The 19,508-nt window shown below is 67.2% G+C and carries 17 protein-coding genes; 12 read left to right on the top strand and 5 right to left on the bottom strand.

The features are described 5' to 3' along the window. Window position 1 precedes the first annotated feature (1 nt). The 6 genes from lpxA (at window position 2) to C1931_RS06485 (ending at window position 8,585) form a co-directional block, all read left to right on the top strand. Window positions 2–793 carry an acyl-ACP--UDP-N-acetylglucosamine O-acyltransferase gene (gene lpxA, locus C1931_RS06510; RefSeq protein WP_108749057.1) on the top strand — a complete coding sequence of 264 codons (792 nt, stop codon included), beginning with the start codon at window positions 2–4 and terminating at the stop codon, window positions 791–793. Continuing rightward, the gene (gene lpxB / locus C1931_RS06505) at window positions 790–2,049 is read left to right on the top strand and encodes a lipid-A-disaccharide synthase (RefSeq protein WP_108755772.1); all 1,260 of its coding nucleotides are present in this window, start codon (window positions 790–792) and stop codon (window positions 2,047–2,049) included. Before lpxA ends, lpxB begins: the two co-directional genes overlap by 4 nt. Further along, a complete protein-coding gene (locus C1931_RS06500; RefSeq protein ID WP_108755771.1) occupies window positions 2,046–2,711 on the top strand; it encodes a ribonuclease HII in 666 nt (221 codons plus the stop codon). Before lpxB ends, C1931_RS06500 begins: the two co-directional genes overlap by 4 nt. Window positions 2,712–2,978: 267 nt before the next feature. Next, window positions 2,979–6,572, top strand: coding sequence for a DNA polymerase III subunit alpha (dnaE, locus tag C1931_RS06495; protein ID WP_108755770.1), 3,594 nt, complete (start codon window positions 2,979–2,981; stop codon window positions 6,570–6,572). 52 nt (window positions 6,573–6,624) lie between these two features. Then, window positions 6,625–7,491 carry an ABC transporter substrate-binding protein gene (locus tag C1931_RS06490; protein ID WP_108755769.1) on the top strand — a complete coding sequence of 289 codons (867 nt, stop codon included), beginning with the start codon at window positions 6,625–6,627 and terminating at the stop codon, window positions 7,489–7,491. A 134-nt stretch (window positions 7,492–7,625) separates the two neighbouring features. Beyond that, window positions 7,626–8,585 (top strand): acetyl-CoA carboxylase carboxyltransferase subunit alpha, encoded by a 960-nt coding sequence (locus tag C1931_RS06485; RefSeq protein WP_108752582.1) that lies wholly within the window; start codon window positions 7,626–7,628, stop codon window positions 8,583–8,585. 154 nt (window positions 8,586–8,739) lie between these two features. Here the strand turns inward: C1931_RS06485 and C1931_RS06480 are convergent, their stop codons facing one another. Next, complete coding sequence (locus C1931_RS06480; protein WP_108755768.1) at window positions 8,740–9,195, bottom strand: CopD family protein; 456 nt, start codon at window positions 9,193–9,195, stop codon at window positions 8,740–8,742. Window positions 9,196–9,347: 152 nt separating this feature from the next. On the opposite strand from C1931_RS06480, the gene C1931_RS06475 reads away from it, so the two are divergent. Both C1931_RS06475 and phaZ read left to right on the top strand, forming a co-directional pair. Further along, window positions 9,348–9,938 (top strand): class I SAM-dependent methyltransferase, encoded by a 591-nt coding sequence (locus tag C1931_RS06475; RefSeq protein ID WP_108749050.1) that lies wholly within the window; start codon window positions 9,348–9,350, stop codon window positions 9,936–9,938. 93 nt (window positions 9,939–10,031) lie between these two features. After that, window positions 10,032–11,339: a polyhydroxyalkanoate depolymerase gene (gene phaZ, locus C1931_RS06470; protein ID WP_108755767.1), complete on the top strand. Its 1,308-nt coding sequence runs from the start codon at window positions 10,032–10,034 to the stop codon at window positions 11,337–11,339. 546 nt (window positions 11,340–11,885) lie between these two features. Here the strand turns inward: phaZ and C1931_RS06465 are convergent. Both C1931_RS06465 and C1931_RS06460 read right to left on the bottom strand, forming a co-directional pair. Further along, complete coding sequence (locus C1931_RS06465; RefSeq protein WP_108755766.1) at window positions 11,886–12,863, bottom strand: sensor domain-containing protein; 978 nt, start codon at window positions 12,861–12,863, stop codon at window positions 11,886–11,888. After that, on the bottom strand, window positions 12,860–13,225 hold the full coding sequence (locus C1931_RS06460) for a PadR family transcriptional regulator (RefSeq protein WP_108749047.1): 366 nt from the start codon (window positions 13,223–13,225) through the stop codon (window positions 12,860–12,862). Before C1931_RS06460 ends, C1931_RS06465 begins: the two co-directional genes overlap by 4 nt. A gap of 138 nt (window positions 13,226–13,363) precedes the next feature. Here C1931_RS06460 and C1931_RS06455 point away from each other — a divergent pair, with 138 nt between their 5' ends. Continuing rightward, window positions 13,364–14,266: a peptidylprolyl isomerase gene (locus C1931_RS06455; RefSeq protein WP_108755765.1), complete on the top strand. Its 903-nt coding sequence runs from the start codon at window positions 13,364–13,366 to the stop codon at window positions 14,264–14,266. 99 nt (window positions 14,267–14,365) lie between these two features. Here the strand turns inward: C1931_RS06455 and C1931_RS06450 are convergent, their stop codons facing one another. Further along, on the bottom strand, window positions 14,366–15,238 hold the full coding sequence (locus C1931_RS06450; protein WP_108755764.1) for a DMT family transporter: 873 nt from the start codon (window positions 15,236–15,238) through the stop codon (window positions 14,366–14,368). Window positions 15,239–15,353: 115 nt separating this feature from the next. On the opposite strand from C1931_RS06450, the gene C1931_RS06445 reads away from it, so the two are divergent. Next, entirely contained in the window at window positions 15,354–16,298 is a 945-nt protein-coding gene (locus tag C1931_RS06445) for a LysR substrate-binding domain-containing protein (protein ID WP_108755763.1), read from the top strand. A gap of 69 nt (window positions 16,299–16,367) precedes the next feature. Further along, a complete protein-coding gene (locus C1931_RS06440; protein WP_108749042.1) occupies window positions 16,368–16,661 on the top strand; it encodes a hypothetical protein in 294 nt (97 codons plus the stop codon). Between the two features lie 45 nt (window positions 16,662–16,706). Here C1931_RS06440 and C1931_RS06435 read toward each other — a convergent pair whose 3' ends face one another. After that, on the bottom strand, window positions 16,707–17,480 hold the full coding sequence (locus C1931_RS06435) for a DUF4349 domain-containing protein (protein WP_108757678.1): 774 nt from the start codon (window positions 17,478–17,480) through the stop codon (window positions 16,707–16,709). A 154-nt stretch (window positions 17,481–17,634) separates the two neighbouring features. On the opposite strand from C1931_RS06435, the gene C1931_RS06430 reads away from it, so the two are divergent. Next, window positions 17,635–19,443: a DUF885 domain-containing protein gene (locus tag C1931_RS06430; protein WP_108755762.1), complete on the top strand. Its 1,809-nt coding sequence runs from the start codon at window positions 17,635–17,637 to the stop codon at window positions 19,441–19,443. Window positions 19,444–19,508: the final 65 nt, after the last annotated feature.

Raw genomic sequence — 19,508 nt, 5'->3', positions numbered from 1 at the left:
GATGAGCGACAACGCCCCCCTGATCCATCCCACCGCCGTGATCGATCCCTCGGCGCGCTTGGCCGACGATGTGCGCGTGGGTGCGTTCACCCTCATCGGCGCCGATGTCGAAATCGGCGCCGGCACCGAGATCGGTCCGCACTGCAGCGTGCACGGCCCGACCCGGATCGGCCGCGACAACCGTTTCATCGGCCACGTGGCCGTGGGCGGCGAACCGCAGGACAAGAAGTTCAGCGGCGAACGCACCGAACTGGTGATCGGCGACCGCAACGTGTTCCGCGAGTTCGTGACCCTGAACCGCGGCACCGGCGGCGGCGGTGGCATCACCACCATCGGCAACGACAACTGGATGCTGGCCTACACGCACGTGGCACATGACTGCCATGTCGGCAATTTCTGCGTGTTCTCCAACAACACCACCCTGGCCGGCCACGTGACCGTGGGCGACTACGTGATCATCAGCGGCTTCGCCGGTGCGCACCAGTTCTGCCGTATCGGCGCGCATGCCTTCCTGGGCATGGGTGCGCTGACCAATGGCGATGTGCCGCCGTTCACCATGGTCGGCACCGATTCGCTGGGCCGCCCGCGTGGCATCAACAGCGAAGGCCTGAAGCGCCGCGGCTTCGATGCCGGCCGCATCACCGCCATCAAGCGTGCCTACCGTACGTTGTACGTGGCAGGCCTGCCGCTGGCGGAAGCCAAGCAGCAGCTGGCCGAACAGGCACAGGGCAGCGACGACGTGAAGGCCATGCTGGACTTCATCGAGCATGCCGAGAGGCCCCTGCTGCGATGAGCAGCACGACCGGCCAGGCGCCGGCCGGCGCCGACGTGATCCCGCTGGCCTCGATGGCCGGCAGCGTGCCTGCACAGCGGGTGCTCAGCGAGCGCCCGTTGCGCATCGCGCTGGTGGCCGGTGAGGCCTCCGGCGACCTGCTCGGTGCCGGTCTGGTACGCGAGCTGAAGGCACGCTTCCCGCATGCCGAATTCGCCGGCATCGGCGGCGATGCCATGCGCAACGCCGGCTGCCAGACCTGGCACGACGCCAGCGAACTGGCGGTGATGGGCCTGACCGAAGTGCTGCGCCACCTGCCGCGCCTGCTGAAGCTGCGTTCGGCCTTCCGCCAGCGTGCGCTGGAATGGCAGCCGGACGTGTTCATCGGCATCGACGCGCCCGACTTCAACCTGGGCATCGAGCGCTGGCTGAAGCAGCGCGGCGTGCCGACCGTGCATTACGTCAGCCCCTCGGTCTGGGCCTGGCGCGAGAAGCGTGCCGAGAAGATCGGCAGCAGCGCCGACCTGGTGCTGTGCCTGTTCCCGATGGAACCGCCCATCTATGCGCGGCATGGCATCGACGCGCGCTTCGTCGGCCACCCGATGGCCGACGATATTCCGCTGCACGGTGATCGCGATGCGGCACGTGCAGAGCTGGGCCTGCCGGCCTCGGCCAAAGTGCTGGCGGTATTGCCGGGCAGCCGTCTGGGCGAGATCTCGCGCCTGGGCGAACCGTTCTTCGAGGCCGCCTGGCAGGTGTCCGAACGCATTCCGGGCCTGCACGTGGTGGTACCCGCCGCCAATGCCGCCTGCCGCCGCCTGATCGAAGAGCAGTTGTCCCGCTCGGCGCTGCCGGTGGCCTATTCGCATGTGCTGGATGGCCAGGCGCGTGCGGCGATGATCGCCGCCGACGTGGTGGTGCTGGCCTCGGGCACGGCCACCCTGGAAGCGATGCTGGTGAAGCGGCCGATGGTGGTCGGTTACCGGGTGAACGAACTGACCTATCGCCTGGTGAAGGCGCTGGGCCTGATCAAGGTGGATCGTTTCGCCCTGCCCAACATCCTGGCCGGGCAGGACCTGGCACCGGAGCTGATGCAGCACGATTGCACGCCCGACGCGCTGGCGGCGGCCGTGCAGCAGTGGTTCGACCACCCGCAGCGGGTAGCCGATCTGCAGGGCACCTATGCGCGCCTGCATGAACGCCTGCGCCGCAATGCCTCGGCCCGTGCGGCCGACGCGGTGGGCGAACTGCTGCTGCGCAAGCTGGAAACCGCATGAGCCGCCGTGCGGCCGCTGCGGCCAGCCTGGCGCTGTTCGACGGCGCGGCGGTGGTCGAGCCCGAACGCCTGATCGCCGGCGTGGACGAGGCCGGCCGCGGCCCCCTGGCCGGCCCGGTGGCGGTGGCGGCGGTGGTGTTCGATCCGTCGCGCCCGCGCATCAACGGCCTGGACGATTCCAAGCAGTTGACCGCCGCCCGCCGCGACCAGCTGTACGACCGCATCATGGAACGGGCACTGGCCTGGCACGTAGTGCTGGTGGATGTGCAGGCCATCGACCGGCTGAACATCTACCAGGCCACCCTGCAGGGCATGCGCGACGTGGTGGCCGCGGTGGCCCACGTGGCCGGCTTCGCCCGCATCGATGGCAACGTGGTGCCCAAGGGCCTGGTGCTGCCGGCGCAGGCGCTGGTCGGCGGTGATGGCATCGACCGCGCCATCATGGCCGCTTCGATCCTGGCCAAGGTCTCGCGCGACCGCTACATGCAGGATCTGCATGCGCGCCATCCTGAATATGGCTTCGACCAGCACAAGGGCTACGGCACCCCGGCGCACCTGGCCGCGCTGCGTGCGCACGGCCCCTGCGCCGAGCACCGGCGCAGCTTCGCCCCGGTGCGTGACTGCCTGCAATCCGCATCGCCGGCCAGCGCCGCGATTGCCTGAACATCGCACGCAACCCGTCTGGAGCAGAGTCCCCCTGAGTCAGGGGGACGCGCCAACGGCGCGGGGGTCTGGGAGCGTGGTAAGACGGGGCCCGCGGTTCGCTTGCGAACCGTGGGGGGCGATAGCGCGAATGCGATATCGCCCACCGTCAAGTCCTTGTCGCCACCCCCTGCCCTCGGTACCCTGACCGGGCATTCCAGCGCTTTCCGACCCCGGCGACGATTCCCCGTCAGCTCCCGGGGCCCGCGCGCTCCAACCTGGTCCGGCATGTCCAACTCTCGCTTCGTACATCTCCACGTCCACACCGAGTTCTCGCTGGCGGACTCGACCATCCGCGTGCCGGCCAAGCCCGACCAGGCGGACCCGAAGAAAGCCAAGCAGGCCAACCTGCTGTCGCGCTCGGTGGAACTCGGCCTGCCCGCCCTGGCGGTCACCGACCTGAACAACCTGTTCGCCCTGGTGAAGTTCTACAAGGCCGCCGAAGGCGTGGGCATCAAGCCCATCGCCGGCGCCGACGTGATGATTGCCGAGGAAGGCCAGGACCCGTGGCGGATGACCCTGCTGTGCCGCGACCGCGAGGGCTACCTGAGCCTGTCGCGATTGCTGACCCGCGCCTGGATGGAAGGCCACCGCGCCGAAGGTGGCGTGGCCGTGCACCCGGACTGGCTGAAGGCCGGCAACGCCAGCCTGTTCGCCCTGGCCGGGCGCGAGAGCCTGGCCGGACGCCTGGCGCTGGACGGCAAGCACGACCTGGCCGAGCAGCAGCTGGCCGACTGGCAGCGCGTGTTCGGCGATGGCCTGCACCTGGAACTGACCCGCACCGGCCGCGAAGGCGAGGAAACCTTCAACCGCTTCGCGCTGATGGCCGCCGGCCAGCGCGGCCTGCCGGTGATCGCCAGCAATGACGTGCGCTTCCTGGCGCCGACCGATTTCAGCGCGCACGAAGCGCGCGTGTGCATTTCCACCGGCCGCGTGCTGGACGACCCCAAGCGCCCGCGCGAGTACAGCGACCAGCAGTACCTGAAGTCGGCCGAGGAAATGTGCGCGCTGTTCGCCGACATCCCCGATGCGATCGACAACACGCTGGCGCTGGCCGAGCGCTGCAACATCGAAATGCGCCTGGGCACCTACTTCCTGCCCAACTACCCGGTGCCCGACGACGAAACGCTGGACACCTGGATCCAGAAGATGTCGCGCGACGGCCTGACCGAGCGCCTGGAAAAGAATCCGCTGGCGCCGGGCAAGACCCGCGAGGACTACTTCGAACGCCTGGAGTTCGAGCTCAACACCATCATCAAGATGGGCTTCCCCGGCTACTTCCTCATCGTGGCCGACTTCATCCAGTGGGGCAAGAACCAGGGCATCCCGATCGGCCCGGGCCGTGGTTCCGGTGCCGGTTCGCTGGTGGCGTGGGCGCTGAAGATCACCGATCTGGACCCGCTGCCGTACAACCTGCTGTTCGAGCGCTTCCTGAACCCCGAACGCGTGTCGATGCCCGACTTCGACATCGACTTCTGCATGGACCGCCGCGACGAGGTGATCGACTACGTGGCGCGCAAGTACGGGCGCGAACGTGTCAGCCAGATCATCACCTACGGCACCATGGCGGCCAAGGCGGTGGTGCGCGACTCCGGTCGCGTGCTGGGCTTCCCGTATGGCCTGGTCGACGGCGTTTCCAAGCTGATTCCGAACATCCTGGGCATCCATCTGAAGGATGCGCTGGGCAAGGGCAAGGAAGGCCCCAGCTCGGAAATGGCCTCGCCCGAACTGATCCAGCGCTACGACACCGAGGACGATGTCCGCGACCTGATCGACTTGGCGCTGCAGCTGGAAGACCTGACCCGCAACGCCGGCAAGCACGCCGGTGGCGTGGTGATCGGGCCCGAGCCGCTGAGCGAGTTCTGCCCGCTGTACGCCGAACACGACGAGAACGGCCTGGGCAAGAACCCGGTCACCCAGTTCGACAAGAACGACGTGGAAGAAGTGGGCCTGGTGAAGTTCGACTTCCTGGGCCTGCGCACGTTGACCATCATCGACTGGGCAGTGAAGGCGATCAACAAGCGCCACGAGCGCGCCGGCATTCCGCCGGTGGATATCGCCGCGATCCCGCTGGACGATGCGCCCACCTACAAGGACATCTTCGCCAACGGCAACACCGGCGCGGTGTTCCAGTTCGAATCCTCGGGCATGCGTCGCCTGCTGAAGGACGCGCGCCCCGACCGTTTCGAAGACCTGATCGCCCTGGTGTCGCTGTACCGCCCGGGCCCGATGGACCTGATTCCATCGTTCAACGCACGTAAGCACGGCCAGGAAGAAATCATCTATCCCGATCCGCGCACCGAAGCGATCCTGAAGGACACCTACGGCATCATGGTGTACCAGGAGCAGGTGATGCAGATGGCGCAGATCGTCGGCGGCTACTCGCTGGGCGGCGCCGACCTGCTGCGCCGCGCGATGGGCAAGAAGGTGCCGGCGGAAATGGCCAAGCACCGCGAGATCTTCCGCGAGGGTGCGGCCAAGGATGGCGTGGACGAAGCCAAGGCCGATGCGATCTTCGACCTGATGGAAAAGTTCGCCGGCTACGGTTTCAACAAATCGCACGCCGCCGCGTACGCGCTGGTCAGCTACCAGACCGCGTGGCTGAAGCGCCACTACCCGGCCGAGTTCATGGCCGCCACGCTGTCCTCGGACCTGGACAACACCGAGAAGGTGGTCGGCTTCCTGGACGAAGTGCGCAACCTGGGCCTGACCGTGCTGCCGCCGAAGGTGAACCACTCGGCCTTCATGTTCGAAGCAGTCACCCCGGACACCATCCAGTACGGCCTGGGCGCGATCAAGGGCGTGGGCCAGGGCGCCTGCGAAGCGGTGGTGGACGAACGCCTGAAGGGCGGCGACTACAAGGACCTGCTGGACTTCTGCACGCGCGTGGGTTCGGCCAAGCTCAACCGGCGCACGCTGGAAGCGATGATCAACTGCGGCGCGCTGGACGAACTGGGCCACAACCGCGCCTCGCTGATGCTGCAGCTGCCGGAAGTGATCAAGGCCACCGACCAGATGGCGCGCGAGCGCGCCTCGGGCCAGAACTCGCTGTTCGGCGGCCCCGACCCGAGCACGGTCAGCATCCAGCTGGACCTGCCCGAGGCCGAGGAATGGCCGCTGCTGCAGCGCCTGAACGGCGAGCGCGACACCCTGGGCTTCTACCTGAGCGGGCACCCGTTCGACCCGTGGCGCGACGACGTGCGCGACCTGGTCGGCAACGATCTTGGCGCGGTGGAAAAGATCTGGAGCGCCAACAGCGGTGGCGGCGGTGGTGGCGGCGAAAAGCGCTGGCGCCCGGAAGTGCAGACCGTGCTGGCCGGCCAGGTGGTGGGCGTGCGCCGCAAGGGCGAAAGCCAGATCTTCATCCAGCTGGAAGACGGCCGCGGCCGGGTCGAATGCAGCGCGTTTTCCGATGCGATGGCCGAGTTCGGGCATCTGATGACCAAGGACCGCATCCTGGTGGTCAAGGGCGGCCTGCGCGAAGACGAATTCAACGGCGGTTTCGCCCTGCGCATCCGCCAGTGCTGGGACTTCGATGAAGTCTGCGCCAACTACGCCACGCGCCTGTCGCTGCGCCTGGACCTGCGCCAGCAGCGCCCGGTCTGGGAACGCGTGAATGCCGTACTGGACCGCCATCGCCCGGGGCGCACACCGCTGCGCCTGGACCTGCTGCTGAAGAGCCCGCAGGGCGGCGTGGCCGGCATGCTCGACGTGTCCGGGCAGAGCGCGGTGCGCATCGATTCCAAGCTGATGGAGGCGCTGCGCGCCGACCCGGCGGTGCGCACGCTGAAGGTGCGCTACAGCCCGCCATGGGCCAACTGAGCGCACGCCTGATTTTCTTTTCCGTTGTCTGTATCAAGGACGATCTTCCGTCATGAAAACGCTGTTGTTCCCCCTCGTCGCTGCGCTGGCGCTGTCCGCATGCTCGTCCAAGGTCGATTTCGAGATCGACAACCCCACTGCCACGCCGCTGGCCATCAGCATCGACGGCAAGGACCTGCCGGTGGCCGCCAACGCATCGCGTGCGATCAGCCTGGCCCCGGGTGAGCACCACCTGCACACCGAACGCCTGGGCGATGTGCGGTTCATCGTGTATGCCGACGGCCGTGGCGGCCTGATCAACCCGACCCTGAGCGAGTACGTGACCGCGCGCGAGATCTACGTAACCGGCGAGGACAAGCTGAAGAACTTCGGCAGCAGCGGCCTGGGCATGGAACTGGGCGGGGTGCAGTTCAAGGGTCCTTACGAGAAGCACCACGGCCTGTTCATCGACAAGAACTGGAACTTCGGCGTGCGCCAGCCGTTCCCGGAAGAACAGATCGTGGCCCACGTGGATGCCAGCGGCGGCAAGATCAGCACCAAGGTGTTCACCGCCCCGGACTTCATCGACTACGTGGAACAGAGCATGGGCGAGCCAGGTGCCTTCAAGCGTGAGCAGCCGGCCGGCTACGTGGCCCCGGTCTACACGCTGGAACCGGCCCCGGCCACCCTGCCCGCGCTGGACCCCGCCTTCGAGGCGCATGCCGGCCCGATGCGCGATCTGTATGCGCGCTGGCTGAAGGCCAGCACCGCTTCGGAGCAGAAGGCCCTGCGCAAGGAAGATTTCAAGGCCAGCATGGCCTTCACCCAGGCCACCATGACCCTGGGCTCGACCCTGCCGGTGGCCGCCAACGAGGCCTACAACGACTTCGTGACGATTCGCAGCACCGAGATGGCGCGCAGCGCGCTGGTCCTGCCCTGACGCCCCCTGATTGCCTGCCGCGCTGACTGGCGCGCCCTGCCCGGCTGGGTTACCGTCGCCTTCCAGACGAAGGCGTACGGGGCGTTCCGGCGCATTCGGCTAGAATTCCCCTCTTCTTTACACGACGGCTTCCGATGAATCCGAACTACCTCGACTTCGAGCAACCCATCGCCGACCTGGAAGCCAAGATCCAGGAACTGCGCAACGCCAGTGCCGGTCCGGCGGTCAATGTCGAGGCCGAAGTGCACGCGCTGCAGGACAAGCTGCGCATGCGCACCGCGCAGATCTTCCGCAACCTGACCTCGTGGCAGGTGCTGCAGCTGGCCCGCCACCCGTCGCGCCCGTACACCGCCGACTACATCCGCATCATCTGCGATGAGTTCCAGGAACTGGCCGGCGACCGCGCGTTTGCCGACGACAAGGCCATCATGGGCGGCCTGGCCCGCATCAATGGCCGTTCGGTGATGGTGATCGGCCACCAGAAGGGCCGCGACACCAAGGAAAAGATCAAGCGCAACTTCGGCATGCCCAAGCCGGAGGGCTACCGCAAGGCCCTGCGCCTGATGAAGATGGCCGAGCGCTTCGGCCTGCCGGTGCTGACCCTGATCGACACCGCCGGCGCCTGGCCGGGCATCGATGCCGAATCGCGCGGCCAGTCCGAAGCCATTGCCCGCAACCTGATGGAGATGGCCGAGCTGAAGGTGCCGGTGATCTGCACGGTGATCGGCGAAGGCGGTTCCGGCGGCGCGCTGGCGCTGGGCGTGGGCGACCGCACCGTCATGCTGGAATACGCGGTGTATTCGACCATCACCCCGGAAGGCTGCGCCTCGATCCTGTGGAAGGACGCCGGCAAGGCCAAGGATGCCGCTGAACAGCTGGGCCTGACCGCGCCGCGCCTGAAGAGCCTGGGCCTGGTGGACAAGGTGGTGCGCGAGCCGACCGGCGGCGCCCACCGCAACCCGACCCAGATGGCCAAGCGCCTGAAGGCCGTGCTGCTGAACGAGCTGGACGCGCTGGACAAGCTGTCCACCGAACAGCTGATCGAGCAGCGCTACACGCGCCTGCGCAGCTACGGCACGTACGAAGCGGCCTGATCGGGCCGCGTTGCCTGTTCGGGATACTCACGACGCGGCCTGATCGGCCGCGTTGTCTTTTGTAGAGTCGAGCTTGCTCGACTGCTTTTGATCCAGGCAGTCGAGCAAGCTCGACTCTACAAGAGCCCATCCACGCGTGGCGTGGATCTACCGGTCAGAACGGCTTGGCCAGCACCAGCCAGACGATCGGGATGAAGGCCAGCAGCGGGATCTCGTTGATCCAGCGCAGCGCGCGCGAGGACGGCAACGCTCGGCCCTTGGCCACGCCCTTCAGCAGGCGGCCGGTCCAGATGAAGTACGCGAGCAGCAGCACCACCAGGCCCAGCTTGGCGTGCAGCCAGCCGGCACCGCCCGGCGCGACCATGGTCGGGAAGTCCGGAATGACCTTGTAGCCCAGCCACAGCACCAGGCCCAGCACGAAGGCCAGGCCGAACATGGAATGGCCGAAGCGGTACAGGCGCATGCCCATCAGCTGCAGGCGCGCCACCACCGCCGGTTGCCCGGCCGTCTCTGCCAGGTTCACCAGGATGCGCGGCAGGTAGAAAACCGTGGCCATCCAGGCCACCACGAACACGATGTGGAAGGTCTTGACCCAGTAGTAGCTCTGCATGCGCTCGCTCCGGCGGCTGGCGGGAAGGGACCATTGTCGCAGTAGAGCCACCCCATGGGTGGCTGCCGCGGCCAATTGCCGCACCACACACCCCAGCCACGCATGGCGTGGCTCTACTATTACGCTCCGCTTTCATCACCGTGCCCTGCCCCATGGACAAGACCTACGACGCCGCCTACTTCCAACGCTGGTACCGCCGCGCCGATATCGGCGGCAGTGCCCGCCTGGCCCGCAAGGTGGCCCTGGCCGTGGCCAGCGCCGAGTACTACCTGGAACGGCCGATCCGCAGCGTGCTGGATATCGGCTGCGGCGAAGGCGCCTGGCGCGCACCGCTGCTGAAACTGCGTCCGAAGGTCCAATACCTTGGCTTCGACAGCAGCGAGTACGCTGTGCGCCGTTACGGTCGTACCCGCAACCTGCACCTGGCCGCATTCGGCGATTTCGCCTGGCTGCGGCCGTGCGCTCCGGTCGACCTGCTGGTGTGCTCGGACGTGATGCATTACGTGCCCGACCGCGAGCTGCGCGCCGGCCTGGCTGGCCTGGCCGAGCTGACCGCTGGCGTGGCCTTCCTGGAAACCTTCGCCGCCGAGGATGAATTCGACGGCGACCACGAGGGCTTCCAGGCCCGCCCGGCGCGCTGGTACCGGCGCGAGCTGGCCCGCCAGGGCCTGCAGGCCGTGGGTTCGCACCTTTGGCTGGGCCCCGGATTGGCCGGCGAGGCGGCGGCGCTGGAACGGATGTGAATCCGGATTCACTTTTTTCAGCCAACTTAACCCGCGGGACACCGGGATGGGATATGCTGCGCGGCAACATATGACCATACATATTCGGTCGGCATGCTCTATCAACTGCACGAACTGACCCGCAACCTGCTCGCCCCCTGGGTGCACCAGGCCCAGGCCAACGCCCGCTTCTTCACCAACCAGGGTCACTGGTGGTCGCAGATGCCCGGCGCTGATCGCCTGGCGGCCGTCAATGAACTGTTCCATCGCATCGGCAAGGATTACGAGAAGCCCGAATGGGGCATCAACGAAATCGAAGTCGAAGGCGAACGCGTGCCGATCGTGGTGCACGAAGAGGTCAGCAAGCCGTTCTGCAAGCTGCTGCGCTTCAAGCGCCACAGCAACGAAGCCGAGCAGCTGCACACCATGCTCAACCAGCCGTTCGTACTGGTGGTGGCGCCGCTGTCGGGGCACCACGCCACGCTGCTGCGCGACACCGTGCGCACCCTGCTGCGCGACCACCGCGTGTACGTCACCGACTGGGTGGATGCACGCATGGTGCCGGCCAGCGAAGGCGAGTTCGGGCTGGACGATTACATCGCCTACATCCAGGAATTCATCCGCCACCTGGGCGTTGAACGCCTGCACGTGGTGAGCGTGTGCCAGCCGACGGTGCCGGTGCTGGCCGCGGTTTCGCTGATGGCCAGCCGTGGCGAGCCGACCCCGCGCACGCTGGTGATGATGGGCGGGCCGATCGATGCGCGCTGCAGCCCCACCGCAGTGAACAACCTGGCCACGCAGAACCCGCTGTCGTGGTTCGAGAACAACGTGATCCACACCGTGCCGGCCAGCTACCCCGGCGCCGGCCGCCGCGTGTACCCGGGCTTCCTGCAGCACGCCGGCTTCCTGTCGATGAACCCCAGCCGCCACTTCAGTTCGCACTGGGATTTCTACGCCGATCTGGTCAAGGGCGATCTGGAAGACGCCGACGCGCATCGCCGTTTCTACGACGAGTACAACGCGGTGCTGGACATGCCGGCCAAGTACTACCTGGACACCATTTCGGTGGTGTTCCAGGACTTCCTGCTGCCGCGCGGCGAATGGGTGGTGAACGGCGAGAAGGTCGACCCGTCTGCGATCCGCGATACCGCGCTGCTGAGCATCGAAGGCGAGCTGGACGATATCGCCGGCCTGGGCCAGACCGAAGCGGCGCAGGCGCTGTGCACCGGCATCGCCGCCGATCGCCGCGAGCACTTCATCGTGGAAGGTGCCGGCCATTACGGCATCTTCAGCGGCCGCCGCTGGCGTGAAGTGGTGTACCCGAAGGTGCGCGATTTCTTCGCCGCCCATGCCGAAGCCCCGGCTGCGAAGGCAACGAAGAAGAAGAGCAACGTCACCCCGCTGCGGCGCAAGGCCGGGTAAGCCTTGGCCTCGGGGTCGGATCCCTTCCAACGGAAAGGGCTCTGACCCCTGCACCTTGCACCCTGCACATGACGGGGTCAGAGCCCTGTTCTGCGAGCAGGGATCCGACCCCTTCGCCTTGCACCTACCGTGAATACCGACGTCTGATGGTGCGTGCCAACCAAGGTTGGCACCTACCACAGCGCGGCGCGCCTGCGCTTCGCCGCCCATGCCGAAGCCCCGGTCGGGGTCGGATCCCTTTCCAACGGAAAGGGCTCTGACCCCTGCACCCTGCACATGACGGGGTCAGAGCCCTGTTCTGCGAACAGGGATCCGACCCCTTCGTCTTGCACCTACCATGAATCCCGACGTCTGATGGTGTGTGCCAACCAAGGTTGGCACCTACCACAGCGCGGCGCGCCTGCGCTTCGCCGCCCATGCCGAAGCCCCGGTCGGGGTCGGATCCCTTTCCAACGGAAAGGGCTCTGACCCCTGCACCCTGCACGTGACGGGGTCAGAGCCCTGTTCTGTGAACAGGGATCCGACCCCGGCGCTGGGCCTGCACCGTTACAGCCGCACCAGCAGGTGCTTGGCCAGCATGCCGTGCAGTGTGCCGATGCCGCGTGCCAGATGCATCGTCAGCAGCAGCAGCAACACGCCCACCACGGCCAGCACCGGCGTTGCGGCCAGCGGCAGCACGTTGGTGCCATCGATGTAGATGCTCGGCGCGGTGGCATCGAACAGCGCCGCCACCGGCGACCAGATGAAGGCCAGCGACACCGACAACAGGGTGACCGCGATGGTGAAGTACACGATGCCCAGCGGCAGCATCAGCAGGAAGTACAGCAGGGTCAGCCAGGTACGGCCGTCGGTGAACATGTCGCCGATGCGCTGCAGCCAGCTGCGGCTGCGATCGGTGTACTGCGGCCGGCGCGGCATGCGCTCACCCAGCAGCGCTTCCACCAGCCGTCCTTCCAGCAGCGCCAGACCGCGCACCGAACCGAAGAACAGCACCGTCAGCGGCACGCCGATGATCAGGATCATCAGGCCCAGCGACAGCGACAGCCCGGTCACCACCCAGGTGAAGAAGAACGTGCCGGTGGCCAGCGACAGCAGCATGTAGAACAGCGCGCCGTAGGTGTGCGGGTCCAGCACGACGCCGAAGAAGCGCGCCCACCAGGTACGCGGCTTCGCCGCTGGCAGCGCGGCCGCAGGTGCCGCCCCGCTGGCTTCGGCGGCCGCGCGCAGCACCGGCGCGGTGTCGGCGCGCGGCGTACGCAGCGCGCGGTTCACGGTCACCTCGGTTTCGCGGTAGATCTCGGCCACTTCCTGCGGCGCGCCATAGCTGCCGGCCACATCGGCAATCACCTCGGCTTCGCTGCGACCGGACTGCGCGGCCAGCTCCGAGCGCAGGTATTCCTCGGCGTCGTACAGGGCATCCTGCACCATGGCAGGGTCGGCCCCTTCCAGCGCCGCGCGCAGCTGCGCCAGATACTGGGCAATGGTGGTGGGCAGGGCCGTGCCTGCCAGGTTCAGGTCGTTCATTGCGGTACCCCCTCCAACACGGAATCGACGGAATCGCGGGTGGCCTGCCAGGCCTGGCGCCACTGCGCCAGCACCTCGTGGCCACGTTCATTGATGCGGTAGTAGCGGCGCGGTGGGCCACTGCTGGACGGCTCGACATGGCTTTCCAGCAGGCCGGCGCCTTCCAGGTTGCGCAGCACCGGGTACAGCGCGCTCTGCTTGCCACTCAGCACGCCCTCGCCCACGCGCTCCAGCTCCTTGGCGATCAGGTAGCCGTACAGCGGCTCCCCGGCCCGGGCCAGTACCGCCAGCAGGGCCAGCGACACCGTGCCGGCGCTGAGCTCCTTCTGGAACTTCTTCAGGTGGACATCGTCGTCGGACATGGCCGGCCCTCCACTATGTTGGAGTCAACAGTAGTGTGAAGTCCGGTATAGCGAATGTGTCGTTAGTCACCCTGCCGGCTGGCGCGTCCATGGTCTGCTCGCGCAGAATCAAACCCTCGTTCATGTTCCGGGGATCCCATGCCGCACCGCCTTCGCACTGCCATGACCGCCCTCGCCCTCGCCTGCCTGCTGCCCGCCCTGGCCAGCGCCGCCACGCCCTATCGCAGCCCGCAGCAGATCCTCGATGCTTCCGCGGCCAGCGACTGGCGCACCCCGGACCCGGCCAACCTGCTGTACATGGATCTGCCGGCCGGCCGGGTGATCATCGAACTGGCGCCGCAGTTTGCACCGCGCCATGTGGCCAACATCCAGACCTTCGCCCACGAGCATTTCTGGGATGGCACCAGCATCTACCGTTCGCAGGACAACTTCGTGGTGCAGTTCGGCGATGCCGACGCCGACGACGCAGCCAAGGCCAAGCCGTTCGGAAGCGCCGCGCGCAAGCTGCCGGCCGAATTCGAACGCGCCAGCACTGGCCTGAAGGTGAGCGTATTGCCCGACCGCGACGGCTGGGCCGCGCAGACCGGCTTCGTTGATGGCTTCCCGGTGGGCCAGGACCCGCAGTCCGGCAAGGCCTGGCTGGCGCATTGCTACGGCATGCTCGGCGCGGGCCGCAGCAATGAGGAAGACAGCAGCATCGGCGCCGAGCTGTACGTGGTGACCGGCCAGTCACCGCGCCAGCTCGACCGCAACATCACCTTGGTTGGCCGCGTGCTGAAAGGCATGGAACTGCTGAGCGCGATTCCGCGCGGACCGGCGCCGATGGGCTTCTATGCAGACCCGAAGCTGCGCACGCCGATCATATCGATCCGCCGCGCCAGCGACGTGCCAGCAGCCGAGCGCACCCCGATCCAGGTGCTGCGTACCGATTCAAAGACCTTCGCCGACACGGTGGAAGCACGGCGCAACCGCGTGGATGATTTCTACAAGCGCCCGGCCGGGCATATCGACCTGTGCAACATCCCGGTGCCGGTGCGGTAGCGCCGGGCCATGCCCGGCGGGTGCGCACGAAGGTCAACATCGGCCGCTGCGCTCGCCGGGCACGGCCCGGCGCTACCGGCGGGTGCACGCCGATGAACCTCAGCTCTTCTGGCTGACCGCCACGCTGCCCAGGATCAATCCACCGGCAACCAGCATCTGCAACGTCACCGGTTCGCCCAGGAACAACCACGCGAAGGCGGCGCCGAACAGCGGAATCAAATAGGTCACCGTGGAGGCACGTGACGGGCCGATGCGGCCGATCAGGCGATAGAACATCAGGAACGCCAGGCCGGTGCAGGCCACGCCCAGCGTGATGGCGGCGCCCCAGGCCTTCAGCGGAATGGCGCCTTGCGGCCAATGCGTTACCGCCATCGGCAGCATCCACAACGAAGCACAGCCCAGGGTCGCGGCAGCGGCGGCCGCCGATGGCAGGCCGGTCATGTGCCGCTTCACCAGGTTCACCCCCAGCCCGTACAGCAGCGACGCCGCGGCACCGGCCAGCACGGCCATGCCGATGCTCAGGCCCGACACCTTGGCCGTAGCCAGCACCACCACGCCAGCAAAGCCGACCAGCAGCGCGCCGGCGCGACGCATGCCGATCTTTTCGCCGAAGAACAGGAACGCGATCAGCGCGGCGAACAGCACCGTCATCGCATTGCAGATCGCGCCAATAGCTGCGGGCGCCTGCTCGGCCGAATAGGCAAACAGCACGAACGGCAGTGCCGAGTTGATCAGCCCGATCGGCGCCAGCCACAGCCAGCGGCGCGGCGGGAACTGCGCACGGGCGCGCCACAGGAACGGCATCAGCACCAGTGCGCCCAGCACCAGGCGCACTTCCACCAGCGCGAACGGCCCGAACGAAGGCACGGCCACGCGCATGAACAGGAACGAGCAGCCCCAGATGGCGCCCAGCAGGGTGAGTTCCAGCGGCGTGCGCCAATCGCGCTCGGCCACCTGTGGTACCGCATTCATGTGCTGCCTCCGTCCATCGTCTGTCAAACCACCGGGCACACAGCATCGGCCGCAGACGCCTGCCGCACAAGCGCGTAGTATCACTGCCAGCCACAAATATGGTTTGAGGCTGGACATGCTGCTACGCCCTTCCCTGCTGCCTGCACTGGCCGTCTTCGCGGTGGCCGCACGCCACCAGAACTTCGCCCAGGCCGCGCAGGAACTGCACCTGACCGCCAGCGCGGTCAGCCACCATGTGCGCCGCCTGGAAGAGGTGCTGGAAACCCGCCTGTTCCTGCGCCATGCGCGCGGGGTGCGCCTGACCGCCGAGGGGCGCCAGCTGGCCGACGCCGCCAGCGCCGCGTTTACCGATGTGGCCGCGGTGGCCCACCATCTGCAACCCGACGCCGACAGCGTGACCCTGCGGGTGACCACGCTGCGGTCGCTGTCGTACTGCTGGCTGCTGCCGCGCCTGCCGCGCTTCACCCAGGCCCATCCGCAGATCCGCATCGAACTGCACACCGGCAGCGGCCTGGACCGCTACGACGACAGCGGCCCGGAAGTCGGTATCCGCTACGGTCTGGGCCAATGGCCGGGACTGCACGCGCAGCACCTGATGGACGACCAGCTGTTCCCGGTGGCCTCACCGGCGCTGGCCGGGGTGGAAACGCTGGACGAGCCGGCACGCATCGCCGATCTGCCGCTGCTGAGCGATCTGTCACCACAGGGCTGGCGCGACTGGTTCCGTCACGCCGGGGTGCGACCGCCCTCGCCGCTGCCGCCCATGCACACCTTCGCCGACAGCACCGATGCGATGCGCGCGGCGGTGTATGGCATGGGCGCGGTGCTGGCACGCACCCACATCGCGCAACCGTACCTGCAGCGCTACGAAGTGGTGCGCCTGCCCGGCCCCGCAATGAAGGCGCGCTACAGCTACTACGTGGTACATGCCGAAGGGCAACCGCCCAGCCCGGCGGCGCGCGTGTTCATCGACTGGCTGCTGGCGCAGGCACACGACGAGCGCACGCCCATTCCCGCCCTGCCCGACAGCCTGCTGGGCCGCACACCGACCGTCGGCTGACAGCGCCCTCACCCGGTCTTTGCCTGCCGCTGGCTACGCTGCGCTGAACTCCCACCACGTGCCACTGCCATGTCCATGCTGCGACTGCGAATCACCGGAACCGAAGACGATGCCCGCGCCATCAGCGATCTGCTGCTGGGGCTGGAAGGCATCGAGCACGTTGAAGAAACCGACGACCTGATGCCGCACATGGATGACGACGATTCCAGTTCGGCCGGTCTGTCGGACGATATCGGTCCGGGCATCCATGAACTGGAAGTGGAAGTGGGCAACGAAAGCACCGCGCAGAAGGTGCGCGATGCGGTGCAGGAACTGGCGCTGGAACTGGATGTGTTCGTCGAATACGAGACCGACGAGGGTTGAGGCGTCGCCGGGCATGGCCCGGCGCTACCTGCACTGCGGCGCCGGTCAGGCCTTGCGACGGCGCCGGCGCCACCAGGTACGGATGCCCCAGCCACACAGCAGCGCGATGATCGCCACCGGCAGCAATGCGGCGGCCGCGCGGATCAGGAAGGCCACGCTGGTGCTGAGGATGCTGCCCGATTCACTCAGCGCTTCACCGATCTCGCTGCGGCTGCGCTGGCCCGAGGTCGTGCCGAAGTGCACCGTCACCAGCTGCGTGTCGACGCGTCGGCGCTGCTGTGCACTGTCCTTGTTGGCCTGCTCCACGCCCGCCTCGATTTCAGACAGCCGCGCGGTGACCGCCAGCAGTTCTTCCACCTTCAGGTCCTTGCGGTCCTGGTAGCTCAGCAGGCGCGCGTGTTCCTTTTCCAGCCGCGCCTTGGTCAGCGCGGTATCGGCCACCTGCTGGGCCAGGTCTTCGGCACGGGTGTTGCGCGACTGCACGGTGCCACCTTCGCCGGCCAGCGCGATCAGCGGTTCGGTGCCCTTGGGCGCAATGCGCACGCGCACCTCGCCATCGGGGCGCTCGCCGCTGCGCTGGTTGACCTGCAGGACTGCGCAATCGCCGAACTTCGCGCTCTGGCAAGCCTGCGCGATCTGCTGGATGCGCGGCGCGATCTGCTCGGCCGGCAGCTGCACCTGCACGTCGTGCTCGTAGGCCAGGAACGCGCCTTCCGGTGAAGCGACCGCGGCAGCGGCGACACCGCCGGCATCGGCGGCCATTTCACCGTTTTTTGCACAGCCGGCCAGGGCCAGCGCCAGCAGCGCCCCCTTGGCCATCACCGCCATCGTGCCGTAGCGGCCGCGTCCCTGTTCCTGCATGTCCTGCGCTCCAATGAAGATTCCCTGTGGCGCACATGGTAATCCTATGGCAGGGGGACAAAGCAGCCCCGGCGGCCTATGCTCGGGGTTTGACCCCGTACAGGAACGCCTGATGCGCCCGCATCTTCTTGCCCTTGCTCTGGTTGCCGCCCTGGCCGGTTGCCAGCCGGCCGACGCCCCGACCAACGCCTCCACCCCGGCCGCCGGCCAGCAGGCCGCTGACCAGGCCGCCGATGCAGCCTTCGCCGATCTGTCCAAGCGCGCCCTGGATACCTGGATGCAGCTGTCGCCGGTCAGCGCCACCCAGATCGGCGACCACCGCTATGACAGCGATATCGACGACCTGAGCGCCGCCGGCCAGCAGAAGACAGTGGCCGCCTACAAGGCGCTGCTGGGCGAGCTGGACAAGATCGAAGTGGCCAAGCTGGGCCGCGAAAACCAGGTGGACGCGGCGATCCTGCGCAACCAGCTGCAGTCGGAAATCTGGAACGCCGAAGTGCTGCAGTCGGGCAAGTGGGACCCGCAGATGTACAACGGCCTGGCCGGCAGTGCGATCTACGGCCTGATGGCCCGCGAATTCGCCCCGCTGCCCGAGCGACTGAAGTCGGCCACCGCACGCATGGAAAAGCTGCCGGCGATCTTCGCCCAGGCGCGCGAGAACCTGGACCCGGCACGCGTGCCGAAGATCCACGCCGAGACGGTGGCCAAGCAGAACAAGGGCATCCTCAGCATCGTCGATACCTTCATCACCCCGCATATCGGTGAACTGCCGCAGGCCGACCAGCAGCGCCTGCAGGCGGCCATCGATGGCCTGAAGAAGGCCGTGGACGAGCAGCAGACCTGGCTGGACAAGACCCTGGTGCCCAATGCCAAGGGCGACTTCCGCATCGGTGCGGAAAAGTACGACCAGAAGCTGAAGTTCGCGCTGAATTCCTCGCTGTCGCGGCAGGAGATCGGCGAGCGCGCGCGTGCCGAACTCAAGCGCGTGCGTGAGGATATGTACGGCATCGCGCAGACCGTGCTGAAGGACAAGCCGGGCGCACCGGAGATGCCGGCCCAGCCGACCGACGAGCAGCAGCAGAAGGCGATCGAAGCGGCGCTGGAGCTGGCCTACGCCGACAAGCCGGCACGCGACAAGGTGGTGGACGATGCCAAGGCCGCGCTGGAGCAGTCCACCGCGTTCGTGCGCGAACACGATCTGATGACCCTGCCCGATGCACCGGTGGACATCATCCTGATGCCCGAATTCCAGCGCGGCGTGGCCGTGGCCTACTGCGATTCGCCGGGCCCGCTGGACAAGAACCTGAAGACCTTCTACGCGGTCTCGCCCATTCCCGACGACTGGAATGACAAGCAGGTCGATTCGTTCCTGCGCGAATACAACTCGCGCATGATCCACCTGCTGAGCATCCACGAAGGCACGCCGGGCCATTACCTGGAAGGCTGGCACTCGGCCAAGTTCCCCTCCACCCTGCGCGCCGTGCTGCGTTCGGGCCTGTTCGCCGAAGGCTGGGCGGTCTACACCGAGCGCATGATGCAGGAGCAGGGTTACCTCAACAACGACCCGCTGTTCCACCTGGTGCAGCTGAAGTTCTACCTGCGCACCATCTCCAACGCGATCCTGGACCAGGGCGTGCACGTGGACAACTGGGATCGCGAGAAGGCGATGCACCTGATGACCCACGACGCGTTCCAGCAGGAAAGCGAAGCCTCGGGCAAGTGGGTGCGCGCACAGCTGACCTCGGCGCAGCTGCCGACCTACTTTGTCGGTGCGCAGGAACACTTCGACACCCGCAAGGCGATGCAGGACAAGCTGGGCGACAAGTTCAACCTGAAGGCCTACCACGACCAGATGCTGTCCTACGGCGCACCGCCGGTGCGTTTCGCCCGCCAGCTGATGCTGGACCAGCCGATCGAGTGATCGAGCGGGTATGAGGTGAACGAAAACGGCCCGGGGAAACCCGGGCCGTTTTTCATCCACGCATG

The sequence above is a fragment of the Stenotrophomonas sp. YAU14A_MKIMI4_1 genome, from assembly GCF_003086855.1.
Lineage (GTDB): Bacteria > Pseudomonadota > Gammaproteobacteria > Xanthomonadales > Xanthomonadaceae > Stenotrophomonas.
The sequence above is the reverse complement of the archived record's forward strand: the minus strand, read 5'-3'. Positions and strand labels throughout refer to the sequence as shown.

Bases quoted from the DNA above. Each gene is read 5' to 3' on its own strand.
- phaZ (WP_108755767.1), top strand. From the start codon at position 10,032: ATGCTCTATCAACTGCACGAACTGACCCGCAACCTGCTCGCCCCCTGG.
- C1931_RS06475 (WP_108749050.1), top strand. From the start codon at position 9,348: ATGGACAAGACCTACGACGCCGCCTACTTCCAACGCTGGTACCGCCGC.
- C1931_RS06440 (WP_108749042.1), top strand. From the start codon at position 16,368: ATGTCCATGCTGCGACTGCGAATCACCGGAACCGAAGACGATGCCCGC.
- C1931_RS06430 (WP_108755762.1), top strand. From the start codon at position 17,635: ATGCGCCCGCATCTTCTTGCCCTTGCTCTGGTTGCCGCCCTGGCCGGT.
- C1931_RS06485 (WP_108752582.1), top strand. From the start codon at position 7,626: ATGAATCCGAACTACCTCGACTTCGAGCAACCCATCGCCGACCTGGAA.
- C1931_RS06450 (WP_108755764.1), bottom strand. From the start codon at position 15,238: ATGAATGCGGTACCACAGGTGGCCGAGCGCGATTGGCGCACGCCGCTG.
- C1931_RS06480 (WP_108755768.1), bottom strand. From the start codon at position 9,195: ATGCAGAGCTACTACTGGGTCAAGACCTTCCACATCGTGTTCGTGGTG.
- C1931_RS06500 (WP_108755771.1), top strand. From the start codon at position 2,046: ATGAGCCGCCGTGCGGCCGCTGCGGCCAGCCTGGCGCTGTTCGACGGC.
- dnaE (WP_108755770.1), top strand. From the start codon at position 2,979: ATGTCCAACTCTCGCTTCGTACATCTCCACGTCCACACCGAGTTCTCG.
- C1931_RS06460 (WP_108749047.1), bottom strand. From the start codon at position 13,225: ATGTCCGACGACGATGTCCACCTGAAGAAGTTCCAGAAGGAGCTCAGC.
- C1931_RS06455 (WP_108755765.1), top strand. From the start codon at position 13,364: ATGCCGCACCGCCTTCGCACTGCCATGACCGCCCTCGCCCTCGCCTGC.
- C1931_RS06465 (WP_108755766.1), bottom strand. From the start codon at position 12,863: ATGAACGACCTGAACCTGGCAGGCACGGCCCTGCCCACCACCATTGCC.
- lpxA (WP_108749057.1), top strand. From the start codon at position 2: ATGAGCGACAACGCCCCCCTGATCCATCCCACCGCCGTGATCGATCCC.
- lpxB (WP_108755772.1), top strand. From the start codon at position 790: ATGAGCAGCACGACCGGCCAGGCGCCGGCCGGCGCCGACGTGATCCCG.
- C1931_RS06445 (WP_108755763.1), top strand. From the start codon at position 15,354: ATGCTGCTACGCCCTTCCCTGCTGCCTGCACTGGCCGTCTTCGCGGTG.
- C1931_RS06490 (WP_108755769.1), top strand. From the start codon at position 6,625: ATGAAAACGCTGTTGTTCCCCCTCGTCGCTGCGCTGGCGCTGTCCGCA.
- C1931_RS06435 (WP_108757678.1), bottom strand. From the start codon at position 17,480: ATGGCCAAGGGGGCGCTGCTGGCGCTGGCCCTGGCCGGCTGTGCAAAA.